Below are 15,256 nucleotides of genomic sequence, written 5' to 3' on the forward strand. Positions count from 1 at the left end.
TCCATAAAGATGTTGCCGTTATTTGAGTTGATCCGAATTTTAAGGTATTTCGTTTCTTTTCCATCCAATTTTTGAGAATTTAAGGTTATTTTGCATTAGCATCGTGTTAATCTTGTCGCCCTTCATGGGTGATAGATTGCATAATGGTTCTTCTGTCATTTTTGTGGTTGTCTGCGACAGGAATATATATGTCATTACGAGCGAAGCTTATTTGGCCTCTTCTGGTCTTTTTAACGGCTATCTTTGTTATCTCAAAAGGTTGCACCTCGTATACTGTATACCAATCGTCTAAGCATGAACTGGTCGAGCAGACAAGAAAGCTGATTAACAATGTTTCTTTCTCAATTAAAGATGCGCTGACAACAAAGGACAAGCAAAAAGCTCAAACTATTCTCGCCAACTTTTTAAACCAGCCAAATGTAACGCGGGTCAAACTTTATGACCAAGATGACCAACCATTCGCTGTTATGGAGATAAGTGGGGCACTAGCACCCGTTCCAAGTCAAACCGAAAGAAGTAGGTTGCACGCTCTAGGCTATGCCTTATCAACCAAATTTCTTTATGTTCTAGAGCCGATTATCCATGATGGCTATGTCATTGGTAGCATGAGAGTTACGCTTTCTCATCGCCCAATTGTAGAAGCCATACAATCTTTACTTCAAGATGGCGCTTTACTTCTTCTGTTTCTGATCGCTGGTGGCACTGTTTTTTACATAAGTATCGAGAGGCTTGTTCTCAAGCCCGTTATGGAGCTTAGCCGCGTAATAGAGAATGTGACACACGGACGAAGCACGGAAAATCAAGCACGCTATTACGCCAACGATGAAATTGGAGAGCTCGCGAGATCTTTCAATCAAATGATGAACAGGTTAACAGTACGTGAGAAGCAGCGGCAACATTCACTAGACACACTAGAACAAAAGCGCGCATTTTCAGAAGAGGTTATCGAATCTGTTCAGCATGCATTAGTTATTACCGACAATTCCGGACGTGTTATTCATTGTAATACGGCGACCCAGCAAATATTTCAAAAAAAATTAGATGAGCTTAAATACGCCAATATTCGTGATCTAATTAAAACCAAAACACCGAATGAGCTGAGTCAGATCCTGAGTCGAGGCCTAGAGTGCGATGATATTCACCTCAAAAATGCAGATAACGAACAGCAGTTGAGCCTAACCAGTCGTCGCCTCTCGACACATGAATACTTACTGTTTTCGATTCAAGATATCACCGAAATTGAAGAAGCCATAAACCGGCAACGTGTTGCGGGACGTGTTTTTGAAAGCAGCCAAGATGGTCTCATTGTTCTTAATCATCGCGGTGTCATTACGATGGCAAACCCTGCCGTCACTAAGTTAGTCGGCTTAGAGGTGGATCAGCTTATTGGGAAGTCATTCATCCAAACGCTAAAGTGGCGCAAGTTACAGGAAATGATGCCTAGTATCATCGAGTCGATAGAAAATTATGGCGTTTGGCAAGGTGAAGTTATCGAGAAGAACCATATTGGTCAGTTTGTACCGATGTTTGCTCGAGTCAATCGTATCGTTAAGTGTGAAGACTATGGTTTCTATGATCTGGTTATTGTTCTTACCGACCTTTCCGGCGCAAAAGAGATGGAACGATTGGAGCATTTAGCTCATCACGATGCTTTAACGGGGTTAGCAAATCGATCTAAGTTCCATTTAGAGTTGGAACAACTAGTACAACGCTCTGGATACTTGCGTGACGAATTTGCAGTTTTGTACCTCGATCTGGATGGATTTAAAGAAGTTAACGATACCTACGGTCATGATGCAGGTGATGAAGTTTTGAAAAAAGTTTCCGAGCGTCTAACATCTGCGACGAGACATAGTGATTTAATCGCAAGACTTTCTGGTGATGAATTTGTCATGTTGGTTAATCCCGCCAATCAAAAAGTGGTCACCCGAATAGCAGAACAGTTGCTCGAGAGCATATGTGCTCCAATTGAGTACAAAGGTCACTTACTCAAAGTTGGCGTTAGTATCGGCGTAAAATTAGTCGGCGTAAATGAGCGCGATGCTACTCGAGTTTTAAAAAGTGCGGATACGGCAATGTATCAAGCAAAGAAAGCCGGGAAAGGCCAAGCAATATTAATGGGATGCGAATTACAAGAGACAGTTTAAATCGTAACGTCAAAGCTTTAAACTAACCCGATTCGCGTCAGAAGGAATAATAAAATGAAAGTACTCGTTACGGGTGGTATGGGTTATATCGGTAGTCATACGTGTATTCAAATGATCGAAGCTGGCATGACGCCAGTAATTCTAGACAACCTGTACAACAGTAAATCTACGGTATTAGATCGAATTGAAAAGGTATGTGGTGTAAAGCCAACCTTCATTCAAGCCGATATCAGAGACAAATTAGCGATGGTAGAAGCACTAAAGTCGCACAATATTGAAGCTGTTATCCATTTTGCAGGTTTAAAGGCCGTCGGTGAGTCTGTAGCAAAACCTCTAGAGTATTACGACAACAACGTTAATGGCACTTTAGTATTGGTTGATGCAATGCGCGAAGCCGGAGTTAAATCGTTGGTATTTAGTTCATCAGCGACTGTATACGGTGATCCTGCATCTGTACCCATCACTGAGGACTTTCCAACTAGCGCAACTAACCCATATGGTCGCAGCAAGTTAATGGTGGAAGAGTGTTTAACCGACTTCCAAAATGCGAACCCTGACTGGAGCATTACACTTCTTCGTTACTTTAACCCGGTAGGTTCACATCCAACAGGCGAGCTAGGTGAAGATCCTCAAGGTATTCCAAACAACTTAATGCCGTTTGTTTCTCAAGTTGCGGTAGGGCGAAGAGAGTTCCTTTCTGTGTTTGGTAGTGATTATCCGACCAAAGATGGCACAGGCGTACGTGATTATATTCATGTAATGGACTTATCCGATGGTCACGTTGCTGCATTAGAAAAAGTAGGTAGCAAAGCTGGCCTTCATATCTATAACCTCGGTACTGGTAACGGCTACAGTGTACTGGACATGGTGAAAGCATTTGAAGCCGCAAGTGGTAAAGATGTCCCATACCAACTTGTTGAGCGTCGTCCAGGTGATATTGCAGAGTGTTGGGCGGATCCATCAAAAGCGATGAATGAGTTAGGTTGGAAAGCAACTCGCACTCTAGAAGAAATGACTGGCGATACATGGCGCTGGCAGTCTACTAACCCTCAAGGTTATCCAGACGCCTAATCTTTAATTTACATAATAGTAACAAAAAGGCGCGTGATTGCGTCTTTTTTGATCCAAATCGGAAAAAATCGTAAATTACTGGTTAAAAGGTAGCAAGTATATATAGAGCTGTTAAACTATGCCCGACTCTTAATTTGGGTTATAAATTTTCTCATAGCTATTGGGGTAGTTCATGGAACTCGGTCTGATCATCACTTTCATCATTGCAGCAGCAGTAATGGTGAAAAAAGAGATGGCAAAACAGTAAACTTTCATTTTTCATACTTTTCTTTACATTTTTGAAATGAAAGCCATAAAAGCAAAGCCAGCATTACGCTGGCTTTTGTGTTTTTAAGGTTTAGAACTCGTATTTAACACTAATGTTGTAATTACGCTCAGCTTGCGTTTTGTCTCGACTTAACTCAGTCTTACCGCGAACATCGTTCCAAAGATGGTATTCTTCATTCGTTAGATTCATAACACCAGCACGAATGGTTATATCTTTCATTGGTTTGTAGTACGCCGTTAAGTCAACGATTGTCGCAGACGGCAAAGCAACTTGGTCTTTGATTCCGCCTTTATCACCATCAGAGTTGATATCACTGTTCGATTTCTTAGCTGTGTAGTTTACTTTTAGGCTTGTCCCCCAAAGTGCATTTGGTGAATCGTAATTTACAGCAGCCACGGCATTCCATGGGTTTACACTGTTCAAAGGATTACCATCACCATCTTCACCTTCTGTGTATGCTGCAACAAAGCGAGTTGTTACGCCTGATGGAAGACCGGCAATAGCATGCCAATCAAGACGGTTAGAGAGCTCAACCCCTTTAATGTTTGCTTCACTAATATTGATATTTGTGAATTCAGTTAAACCACCATTGTTTGATGACGTTTGCTCAATAAAGTCACTGTAATCACTGTAGTAGAACGCTACTTCAGTTGCCGACGCTGCAGTGTTATGACGGTAACCAAGCTCATAAGACAAACTCTTTTCAGATCCCAAATTTGGGTTAGGGCGGTTGGTATAGCCATGAGCCGGATTATCGTAGGTGTAGTAAAGCTCGTCGAACGATGGCGCTCGGAACCCTTGGCTCACTTGCGCGAAGATCGTGCCTGGTTGCGATATAGAGTAAGTTGCTCCTAAACGACCAGTTAATGCAGAGTCGCTAAACTTCTCGAATGACTCTTCAGAAGTATTTGAAGGATTAGTAGAGAAGTAATCGTAACGCACACCTGGAGTCAGAATTAGCTTGTCATTAAGAAGCGAAATTTCATCTTGCAAGAATAAACCAAAGCTTTCTTCTTTTGCATCCGGTGTGTAAACGTAAACAGTATCTGGCGTGCCAGGATCGGAATTAAACTCGCGATTGGTATTACTGATGTCACTATGTTTGTACGATATTCCGTAAACAATATAGTGATTTTGAATCTCTTTATCTAACTGAGTTTCGAATTCAAATTTGTCTTCAGTATATTCGTAATCTTTTTTCTGTTGGTTGTCACCACTAGGCGGTACGTAAGGTGGGTAACCAGGGCTGGCTTCGATAAAGCGATTAGAGACGCCGTTTTCTTCTTTACCAATCCATGTAAGCTTGGACGTGATCGTATCCGAGATAGCTGCATCTGCAAACCAAATGTGCTTGAGCCCAATGCGATTTTGCTTGGTTATGTCTTCAGCGTTGAAGTTTTTGTAACTTTTATGTGCTATCTCTGAGTCAGTCTCGTTGTAAATAACTTCTCCCAAGAACTCCAAGCGATGAGCGTCATTCAATTGAGATTGAAGTTTTACCAATAGATCGTTTTTGTAATAATCTTGGTTGTCCACAGAATAGTTATCGTAAGGCGCCTTAGAGAAATTTTGTAGCTCTGCACCATCACGGCGTGTAAAGGCTACAAGTGCTTCTGTACTACCGAAACGCTTTGCTAAAGCTACATGCTCACTAAAAGAGTTATCTTCCGATGAATAAGAGAGTTTAGCTTGACCACCAAAGTCTTTGCCATCTTTGAGGAAATCCTTCGGATCTTTTGTTTCGAATGCGACAACACCGCCAATTGCATCACTACCATGTAGGCTAGAAGCTGCTCCTTTAACAATTTCGACACTCTTTAGCATATCGGGGTCGACAGTAACGGCACTAGAATTGATAAACGAATATGGTCCACCGCTGAATACACCTGGTTGAGATGCACCGTCTATTAAGATTTTAACTCGTTTACCTTCCATCCCGCGAATGTTAATACTTTGGACGCCTTGGCGTTGAGTGCCATTAACAGTAACACCTGGCGTATACTCGAATAGATCATTCAAGTCCTTTACCATGTTTTCTTCGATGTCTTTCTCTGATACAACAGCAACAGAAGCAGCAACAGTGTTTATGGTTTGGTTGGTACGGGTGGCCGACACAACGACTTCTTCAAACTTAGAAGCTTCTTCCGCATAAGCAGTATGGGAAAGGGCAACTAAAATGGAGGCTGACAAAATTGATTTTTTATACATTGGCTTCAATACCTTAGATCCATAATAGGTAACAACACGCGGATATTAATGGATCTAAATGGTAATTACTATCATTACCATTGTCATTTATTGATTTGTATTGAATCTTCTTCTTAGGCTATTAGCATTCCTAGTCTTTAGTTATCAATATGTTATATAATTTGTCGTTAGTTCTTGATAAGTTCATCCAAATACAACGAATGTGATAAATGTCACATTAAGAGAGGCCATGTGCAGAGTCCAATTACGTTAGAAGCACTCCATATTCTAGATGCTATTGATCGAAGAGGGAGTTTTGCTGCTGCTGCGAATGAGTTAGACAGAGCCCCGTCATCGCTGAGCTATCAAATCCAGAAACTCGAGCAAGACTTAGACATTATTATCTTCGATCGCTCTGGTCACAAAGCCCATTTTACTGAAGCAGGTAAGCTTATTCTTGAAAGAGGAAGAGCCATTTTACAAGCCAGTGAAAAGTTAGTGAACGATGCAACGTTATTGGCGAATGGCTGGGAACTGGATATTACCATTGCCTTCGATGGCATTATTCCTATATCCAACTTTTTCCCGATGGTTGATGCGCTGGCCGAGGTCAGCTCAACTCGAGTCAGGCTGCAAGAGGAGATTCTGGCTGGTAGCTGGGAGTCGTTGAATACGGGGAGAGCTGATTTACTGATTTGCCCATCACTGGATACGCTTCCTCAAGAAGTTAAGTCAGAAAAAATTGGTAAAATGAGTATGTATTGGGTAGCTTCCGCTGATCACTATGTTCACAAGCGTAGTGGTAAGTTTGATGAAGCAGCGCGAGAAAAGTATCGGATCATTGCTATTGCAGATACCGCACGTGAGCAACCCGCGCTCTCAATTAATATTATTCAAAAACAGCCTCGCTTGACCGTCACCAACTTTACGGCAAAAGTAGAAGCGCTAACTGCAGGTTTAGGCATTGGTACATTACCAAGCCAAATTGCACAACCTCTTATTGATAGTGGTGTATTGAAACGAATCGAAGGCACTGAAGAACAGCCGATGGATATTATTTTGGCATGGCGCCGGAACACTATGGGTGAGGCAAAATCCTGGTGTATTCAGTACTTAAAAAAGAATTGGAAACTAAAGTAACAACGTAACTTTTACTTCTTAGATTCCCATTGATTATCGAATGTAAGAAGTAAAAGTCATCGCTAATGCTGCGCTTTTCAATTTAAAGGGAGCACCATATCTGCCGTACCGTCTGCAAACTGGACATCGATCTCAAACCCCAAGTTCTGAGCCAACATCAACATTCCTCTGTTTGTTGGCATGGTCATTCCAGACATTTGCTTTGTGCCTTTAATTTTGCAATAGCTGATTATTTTCTGCATCAGCACTTTGCCTAAACCTTTTCCTTTCAAATCTGAACGAACCAAAATAGCAAACTCAGCGTCACTATTGTCTGGTGTAATCAATGCGCGGGCTACCCCTATGATAGACGGTCCGTCAGTATTAAACGCTACCGCAACAAACGCCATTTCGCGGTCGTAGTCGATTTGAGTAAAGTTTGCCAAAGCCTCATGGTTGAACTCTCCAACTTCAGAAAAGAAACGTTTATAGAGATCTTCTTTCGATACGCTATTAATGAATTGAGCATGCAGCGGCTCATCCTCAGGCAAGATAGGGCGAAGCAGGATAGGTTGGCCATCTCGAAGCGTTACAGTTTCGACAAACTCTGCCGGGAAAGGGCGAATCGCTAGCCGTTTTTGGGCGTCTCCTTCGTATTTACACAGTGTGACATCTGCATCAAGGATAGTTAAATCGCTTCCGGACACTAGCACTGGATGGATATCCAGTTTTTGTATTTCTGGTAACTCAACTGCCATTTGGGAGATACGAACCAAGAACTTCGACAACTCAGTAATATCGAGCGCATCTTTGTGTTTCTGCAGGCGAATCTTTCCAGACTTTAGGGCAACAACGACAAGGTAGCGCGCAAGCGTCATGTTCAAAGGAGGAAGTGCAGCGACGGCATCTTGGGCGATATTCCACTCAGAGCCGCCTTGACCAAGCAAGATCACTGGTCCAAAGACTTTATCTACTGCAATACTAATCCGTAGCTCTTCAGCGCTGCCGAGCTTTGCCATCCCTTGTACCAACAGCCCATGTACATTGGCGGAAGGGTAGCTGAGCTTTACGGTATCTAAAATGGATAGCGCTGCGTTGGAAACTTCTCGACTGTTTCTTAAATTTAGAGCGACACCGTGAACATCCGATTTATGAGGAATGTCTGGAGAACGCAATTTAACCGCAACAGGATATCCAATATTTTCTGCCATATGAACGGCTTCAATGTCGTCAGATGCAATCCACGTAGGCAAAACGTTAAACCCGAACAGCTTAAATAATGGGCTGGTTTGATGCGTATCCAAGGTAACTGTGTTTTTATCCAGTAGTCGTTCGTTTACCCATTCTTTTGCTGAACTCACACTTCCAGAATGTAATGGCTCTGCCGTCGTTGGCGTTTCCATTAGTTGTTTCTGGTTTCGTCTGTATTCGACCAAGTGCATGTATGCTACAACCGCACTTTCAGGTGTTCTATAGGTTGGAATGCCTGCTTGAGTAAAGGCCAGTCGCGCTTCTCTCGACGTTTGTTCTCCTGACCAGTTGGTCAAGATATTAAAATGCTTATGCCGAGGGTGAGATTTGATGGCATTAATAACGACTTGAGCAGTTTCAAGAGGATCAGAAACAGCAGAAGGACTATGCATAATCAATATCGCATCTGCACAGTCGTTATTCATCAGTGCGTTAATGGTATCAATATAGCGTTTTTGGGTTGCGTCACCAGACAGATCAATTGGATTTCGAGCACGCCAGTTGGATGGAAGTACTGCTTGTAATTGCTCAATGGAAGCGTCATCAAGCGTTGCGAGTTGGCCACCACGTTCAATCAAAGTATCAACGGACATAACAGCAGGGCCGCCGCCATTGGTGATGATCGCTAAACGCTCTCCACGAAGTGGCACAGAATGCGTGAGTGTTTCTACCGCGGCAAAAAGCTCATGCGTATTGCTGACTCGTAACATACCAGTTCTGCGAATAGCAGAATCGTAAATTACGTCAAGTGTATCTCCGTCTTGCTGCTCAAAAGTATTCATCTCTTTAGAGCGGCCCGCTTTTAGCACCAATATACGTCGGTTACGTGAAGCGGCGCGCGCAGCAGACATAAATCGGCGAGCGTCTTGGATATTATCAACATAAAGCAGAATAGCTTCAGTGTTTCCATCCATACTCAAATAGTCGAGCAAATCTGCAAAATCGATATCTTGTCCGCGCCCAATCGAAATGAACGAAGAAAAACCAATGTTCTTATCATTTGCCCAGTCTAAAACCGTGGTACAAACCGCCGCGGATTGTGAGATGAAAGCAATTTTTCCGGGTTTAGCTGCAACAGGGGAAAACGTGCAGTTAAAATTGTGCCAAGGAAGGATGATACCTAAGCTGTTTGGGCCTAAGACTCGAATGTTCAATGATGAGATATCTAAAGGATTAGGGTCATCAGAGATAACAATCGCAAACGGTGTGCCTCTCTCATCTAGCTCTTTAAGCAATTGCTCGTTACGTGAAACGTTCGTACACAAAATTGCAATATCTGGCGTATAGGGCAGGGAAGCTACATCAGGGTAAGCGATCACGCCAGATACGGCTTTATATCGCGGCGTTACTGGCATAATCGCGCCACCAAATCCACTTTGTAGAAGGTTGCGTATCACAACATGTCCTGCTCGCAATGCTTTTTGAGATGCCCCAATAACGGCCACAGAGTTGGGTTTAAAGAGTTTATGTAATTTATTCATGCTGACTCCTGGCCGTTTGTAAGTCACGTTGGCTTCTCGGTTTCATATCAATCATAAACGAATAATTTACTGATAAAACATCTTCAGACCAGACATTGCAGAAAATGTGTACGATGCTTATGGAGTTTGTGTTATTCATCACATCAAAATCACAGATTATTGTATTTGATGCTTGATAAACGGCCCTGCTATCGGCATGATTTATCGTAATATTTATCCAGAGCATTTGTTACTTCATGAAAAAAATCGCAATCATCGGCTTGTCAGTTCTGCTTTCTGCTTGTGCATCTGAAACTTACATCACGGATGTGACCTCAGAAAGTTACCGAGAGGACTACAAATCAGATCGTATCTCTAAACCAATTATGGCGTCTGAAAACGCTGTAGTAGAAAAAGACGTACAACCAACTGTTGTGAAAATGACGGCAAAGCCTGAAGAGAAGAAAGTAGTCAAGCTAACGCCAAAAGAGCAGGCGAAGCCAGTTAAGATCGTACCACCAAGTAAAAAGCAAGCTGGCATTCAACGATTCGGCTATACCATTCAAGTCGCAGCTGTGGGTAGCCAAGCGAAAGTCGATCAGTTTGCAAATAAGCTGCCACAGAACGGTCAGCCAATTTGGGAAAACTACAAAGTTGTAAACGGTACTAAGTGGTTCTCAGTTTTGTACGGAGACTACGCAACAAGCGCAGAAGCCAAGCAAGCGATTTCGACTTTGCCAGCTCAATTTCAGCAGTTAAGGCCATTTGTTAAAAGCATTGATGCAATCAAAAACTCAGCTTACCCAACGCTTAACAAATTAAATTAACATATCAAATAAGGGAGCGAATAGCTCCCTTATTTATTTGCTCAAATCCTATTCGAACAACATTCCTCACATTAAAATTACTGTACGTCACACTTCAAAGGTTTATCATAATAAATAGTATCTTTTGTAGGTCACGGAAAGATGGATTCATGATTAAAAATATTCTTTTACTATGCGGCGGTGGCTCTTCTGAGCACGAGATTTCATTATTGTCTGCAAATTTTGTCGAACAACAACTAAATCTTATTGAAGACGTTCACGTTACACGCGTAGAAATAAAAAACGAAGGTTGGATGACCAACCAAGGTGAGTTGGTTTACTTGGATCTCAATACCAAGCAGTTGTGCTCAAGTGAATCTAATCAAACCATTGATTTCATCGTGCCTTGTATACATGGTTTTCCTGGCGAAACAGGCGACATTCAATCTCTGTTTGAAATCGCAGGTATTCCTTATCTTGGCTGCGGGCCAGAAGCGAGTAGCAATAGTTTCAATAAAATCACATCTAAGCTTTGGTACGACGCTATCGGCATACCCAATACGCCATACTTATTCTTAACGCGAAACGATGAAGAAGCTCACGTTCAAGCTCATAAAGCCTTTGAAAAGTGGGGAAAAGTTTTTGTTAAAGCCGCTCGCCAAGGCTCTTCCGTTGGCTGTTACAGTGTCACAGAAAAAGACAAGCTTTCTAATGCAGTAAATGATGCTTTTGGGTTTTCTGACCAAGTGTTGGTTGAGAAAGCAGTAAAACCTCGAGAACTTGAAGTTGCTGCATATGAGATGAATGGCCAACTACATATCACTAAGCCAGGCGAGGTCATCGCGCCTGATGGTGCTTTTTACTCGTACGATGAAAAGTACAGCAGTTCAAGTCACTCGCTCACAGAAGTTGAGGCGAAGAATCTAACTCAAATACAATTAGATTCCATCCAACACGCGTCTGAGACGGTATTTAAACAAATGAATCTTCGTCATTTATCTCGTATCGACTTTTTCCTAACGGAAGATGATGAGATTTACTTAAACGAAGTAAACACATTTCCAGGAATGACTCCGATCTCAATGTTCCCTAAAATGCTTCAAAACAACGGGCACAAATTTCATGAGTTCTTGGAAGATTGTATAAACAGTGCAAAGTGATTAACGTTATCGAGACGCGTTTTATGATACAAGTTGTTTTCTAGAGCAAGGTTTATTCAAGCCGTATTTGAATATTGCTCAGTAGCAATTATGATTATATCAACGCATTAAACAGATGACTCAGTGGTATGGCGATTTCAAATTATAGAGGTTTTAACCTGCAGTCAGTCGGATCAGATGGCAGTGTTTGGAAGGTTAAAATCAAGAACCACGTCTTACAGGGAAGTTTGACGGCGGTAAAGAAAAGCATTGATTGGTGGTGTGACACCGCATCGATTATTGATCCCAAAGAGTTTGCTTCACTCGGACAGAGAGTGCAGCAAACAGGTGTTGCAAAATCAGAGGTCTTTAACGGCTATACTATTCAAAATGATACAGGCCAACCTAACTCTTGGTACTGTATGTTTAATGGTAAACTGATTAAGGGCAGTAAAGCCGCTATTCAACGCCATATCGAAGCTTATTTGGTTGCAAAGCAAAAAGCGATGCAAGCTCAACAACAAAAGAAACAATAGAATGACTCTGGTATATTCAACAGAAACCGGTCGAATTAAACCGGAAGAAGAAAAAGTATCTCGCCCTAAAGGCGATGGTGTTGTTCGGATTCAGCGCCAAACGAAAGGCCGTAAAGGTAAAGGCGTATGCATTGTTACAGGTTTAGACTTGGATGATGCACCTTTAAAGTTATTAGCGGCAGAACTCAAAAAAGTCTGTGGCTGTGGTGGCTCTGTAAAAGATGGCAATATCGAGATTCAAGGTGATGCTAGAGACAAGATCAAGGCACATCTTGAAAAGAAAGGCATGACAGTCAAATTAGCCGGTGGCTAATTTAATATTTCCAGTAAACAAAAATGGCGTCTAAAGAAATAGACGCCATTTTTTATAAGTTGCTAATTGAAGAGCAAGCAATCGTAGATTGATAGATCGATATTAGCTATTTTATGGTAAATAACCATTATGTTTAATGCTCACCGTAAGGCCCTTAAATTTAAAATCTGCAGGGGAATAGGAGCATACTCAGACAACATTTAGCGTACGGCTATATGTGATTTAACATAATATACATAATACGAACTTAAGAGTTAGAAGATTAGCATTGGTGAAGTCAGTTTAGTTACACCGTATTTGGCTGTTGCTGCTTTGCAAGCCTCATCAGCTGTCTTGTATGGACCGTGAACTTCGATTTCACCACAGCGACAACTTGAACTGTATCTTTGGTTACGTCCGACACCATGCACGTTGGTTTTGCATCTTGCTCATTCAATATAAATCAACATGGATACGCGTTTGCTTGACCCTAACGTGTAAGTACTAGATTATCTTTATAGGAACAAGGAATCTAACAGGTGTAAACTCTCTACTTTTCAATCTATACCTAGATCTTTCTTCATATGCTCACTCAACTCGTTAGTGGTTCTTACATTAATCTTATGTTTGCAATGATGGATTCTCAGCTCTTCACCAAATAATTTTACTAGTGATTTGGTATACAAAGTACTAATATTATTTATTATTCTATACAATGTATCTTTCTGATAAACAGATCTTTTCGAATTTTGTATTGCAGTCTTCATATTTTAATATCCTTACACGCTTAACTTTATAATTTAAAAAATCAATTTCAACTTTTATTATTACTTTTTCCGATATGTAATGAGTCATTATCAATGATGCACAATCAACAATTAAATCACCCGAATCCAACTTAGTAATTTCACGAGACAAACTTTCTATTTTTAAATCTTTATTTTCTATATTTAATCCGATTGAGTTAATTCCTTCAGGATATCGGTTTAACTTAATATCCAATATGGTTTTATTAAGATAGTAGTCTGCCATTATTTCATGGCGGCTTTTAAATATCATTGTCCCCCTCCGATGATGCAAGTTATACTTTCCCACCAGTTAAAAGACAATGTGACTCAGAGTTGCAAAAAGGTAACAATCATGGAATTGATGAACAATGAGCTGATCTGCTTTGCAGCCATTTGTAAACGCCTCTCTCTTACAGATGCATCAAAAGAACTTGGAAAGTCTAAAGCTCAAGTCAGCAGGCAGCTAGCAGCATTAGATAAACAACTTGGCGTAACACTCGTCCACAGAACAACAAGGAAACTCGTTTTAACTGATCATGGCGAAAGCATTAGAGAGCTTGCTATCAAGACGCTAGAGAGTTTGCACGAGTTAAATTACAGAGCTAGCTCGTTGAGTGAATGCATTGATGGAAAGTTTAAAATCACAATGCCCAACTCTATAGCCTCTTCTATTTTTGGTTCTGTTCTTAAAGACTTAAAAGAACGATATCCAAAAGTTGATTTTGAAATATCGTCAAGTAACAATGTAGAAAATTTATTAGAAAGCAATGTAGATTTAGCGATTAGGCTTAATAATGTTATTGATGACACTCTTATTGCACATAAACTTGGTGATTATAGTGATGTTTTGATATCTAGGGTAAGTAATGCCAACCACAAAACACTATTAATCTACAAACATCATTCGAATAAGGAATCAATTAAAAGTCAATATACTGATGTTATCGAAGTTGATAACACCTCTATTTTAATAAACTTTGTTTCTGAGGGAGTTGGGGTTGGTGTCATTCCAAACTATCTTGTTAAAAGTAACTATATAGACAAAAACATCCGAATATCGCAAACTTTTGATATAGAACGTTCCATGTATATTGCCTACCCTTATCAAAACCCTTTGCCAAGAAAGCTAGCCGAGATATCTACTTTTATTAGGTCTGAGTTATCACAAGTATTGAAGAGTGAGTCATTTTAGGGCGGTTGTTCAGATTTAGAATTTTGCGTTGTCTACTCAACTAGGCCTAACGCTAATCTTTGTAACATATTGTTTCAGCGGTATTTATTAACACCCCCATCTTTATGCTTGCTATCACAATGTGAGATGCTCTGCCGTCTTGTTATCAAGGTTTTGCGTGGAATAAATCACGTGGGGTAAACGATAGATTGACTTACATTAAAATTTTCATCAAAAGCAACTTTATATAAAATTGATTTCATACCAATCTGTGTGTATCTTCTACCCATATCCCCACAATAACCAAGGAGAATGCCATGGATAAGCTACTCGCGTCTGCATTAGAAATTAAGCAGCGAACTATGGTGACTGGCTTTTTTGCTAGAAATGGATTCAAAATCGCTATGACCGATTTTGATGATGTCACTTTTGAGCGAGAAGGCGTGCAAGTTAACGTACATTTTGATCTGCAGTCAAACGCGGAGTCTGCATCTGTTTTATCTCATGAGGCATCAATCATTCCTGGCTAAAAACTTTTATTATCACCGATACACCAAGCCGAACATAAAAGTTCGGCTTTTTAGTGACAAAAAATGATGAGTGCGAACAAGAGTTGTCGATCACTCGTCTAAATAGACGATTAATAAATCAGCTTCAACTTCGTTCACAACCTTTGGTATCGATGAAAAAAAGCGACTCAATAAGTTGTGATGATGACCACAGACAACTAAATCTATCCCCTCTTTTTTGACGATTCCCGATAGTTTTATATGAAGATCGCCGATTACTACCATGGTCTCGTTTACTGGGCATAAGCATTTATCAGCGAGCTCTTGCAGCCTTCTTTCCAATTCTTGCTCTTCCTTCGCTTCCATGACTATGCGATCAACATCTACGTAAACAAATGAGAGTTTGCTGCTTGAGTTATCCGCTTGCATTATTGCTTTTTCGATAACGGCTTGGCTAGATTTAGATAAGTCGACAGCAACCAAAACGTGCTTGTAACCCATCATTCCTCCCT

The 15,256-nt window shown here is 40.9% G+C and carries 13 protein-coding genes; 9 read left to right on the plus strand and 4 right to left on the minus strand.

The window, feature by feature from the left end:
- The first annotated feature begins 188 nt into the window (after positions 1–188).
- Positions 189–2,147, plus strand: a complete 1,959-nt coding sequence (locus tag R7R24_RS02520) for a diguanylate cyclase domain-containing protein (RefSeq protein ID WP_054579602.1) — start codon at positions 189–191, stop codon at positions 2,145–2,147.
- A gap of 54 nt (positions 2,148–2,201) precedes the next feature.
- Positions 2,202–3,218 (plus strand): UDP-glucose 4-epimerase GalE, encoded by a 1,017-nt coding sequence (galE, locus tag R7R24_RS02525; RefSeq protein WP_005386320.1) that lies wholly within the window; start codon positions 2,202–2,204, stop codon positions 3,216–3,218.
- Positions 3,219–3,555: 337 nt separating this feature from the next.
- On the opposite strand, the gene R7R24_RS02530 is transcribed toward galE, so the two are convergent.
- On the minus strand, positions 3,556–5,694 hold the full coding sequence (locus R7R24_RS02530) for a TonB-dependent hemoglobin/transferrin/lactoferrin family receptor (protein ID WP_318119413.1): 2,139 nt from the start codon (positions 5,692–5,694) through the stop codon (positions 3,556–3,558).
- A 231-nt stretch (positions 5,695–5,925) separates the two neighbouring features.
- Here R7R24_RS02530 and R7R24_RS02535 point away from each other — a divergent pair, with 231 nt between their 5' ends.
- On the plus strand, positions 5,926–6,813 hold the full coding sequence (locus tag R7R24_RS02535) for a LysR family transcriptional regulator (protein WP_017634152.1): 888 nt from the start codon (positions 5,926–5,928) through the stop codon (positions 6,811–6,813).
- A 77-nt stretch (positions 6,814–6,890) separates the two neighbouring features.
- Here the strand turns inward: R7R24_RS02535 and R7R24_RS02540 are convergent, their stop codons facing one another.
- A complete protein-coding gene (locus R7R24_RS02540; RefSeq protein ID WP_025767773.1) occupies positions 6,891–9,524 on the minus strand; it encodes a bifunctional acetate--CoA ligase family protein/GNAT family N-acetyltransferase in 2,634 nt (877 codons plus the stop codon).
- Between the two features lie 236 nt (positions 9,525–9,760).
- On the opposite strand from R7R24_RS02540, the gene R7R24_RS02545 reads away from it, so the two are divergent.
- The 4 genes from R7R24_RS02545 to yciH all read left to right on the plus strand — a co-directional run bounded on the left by R7R24_RS02545 (position 9,761) and on the right by yciH (position 12,297).
- Positions 9,761–10,330 carry an SPOR domain-containing protein gene (locus R7R24_RS02545; RefSeq protein WP_005390018.1) on the plus strand — a complete coding sequence of 190 codons (570 nt, stop codon included), beginning with the start codon at positions 9,761–9,763 and terminating at the stop codon, positions 10,328–10,330.
- 149 nt (positions 10,331–10,479) lie between these two features.
- Positions 10,480–11,469, plus strand: coding sequence for a D-alanine--D-alanine ligase (locus tag R7R24_RS02550; RefSeq protein WP_033907069.1), 990 nt, complete (start codon positions 10,480–10,482; stop codon positions 11,467–11,469).
- Between the two features lie 128 nt (positions 11,470–11,597).
- Positions 11,598–11,984, plus strand: a complete 387-nt coding sequence (locus tag R7R24_RS02555; protein ID WP_005376294.1) for a DUF3319 domain-containing protein — start codon at positions 11,598–11,600, stop codon at positions 11,982–11,984.
- Between the two features lies 1 nt (position 11,985).
- Positions 11,986–12,297, plus strand: a complete 312-nt coding sequence (gene yciH, locus R7R24_RS02560) for a stress response translation initiation inhibitor YciH (RefSeq protein WP_005376292.1) — start codon at positions 11,986–11,988, stop codon at positions 12,295–12,297.
- A 687-nt stretch (positions 12,298–12,984) separates the two neighbouring features.
- Here the strand turns inward: yciH and R7R24_RS02565 are convergent.
- On the minus strand, positions 12,985–13,335 hold the full coding sequence (locus tag R7R24_RS02565; protein WP_054579599.1) for a hypothetical protein: 351 nt from the start codon (positions 13,333–13,335) through the stop codon (positions 12,985–12,987).
- Positions 13,336–13,416: 81 nt separating this feature from the next.
- On the opposite strand from R7R24_RS02565, the gene R7R24_RS02570 reads away from it, so the two are divergent.
- Complete coding sequence (locus R7R24_RS02570) at positions 13,417–14,256, plus strand: LysR family transcriptional regulator (protein WP_054579598.1); 840 nt, start codon at positions 13,417–13,419, stop codon at positions 14,254–14,256.
- A gap of 296 nt (positions 14,257–14,552) precedes the next feature.
- Positions 14,553–14,765 (plus strand): hypothetical protein, encoded by a 213-nt coding sequence (locus R7R24_RS02575; RefSeq protein ID WP_005376260.1) that lies wholly within the window; start codon positions 14,553–14,555, stop codon positions 14,763–14,765.
- Between the two features lie 90 nt (positions 14,766–14,855).
- On the opposite strand, the gene R7R24_RS02580 is transcribed toward R7R24_RS02575, so the two are convergent.
- Entirely contained in the window at positions 14,856–15,245 is a 390-nt protein-coding gene (locus R7R24_RS02580) for a universal stress protein (protein WP_005376258.1), read from the minus strand.
- Positions 15,246–15,256 lie beyond the last annotated feature (11 nt).

The sequence above is a fragment of the Vibrio sp. 704 genome (assembly GCF_033339295.1).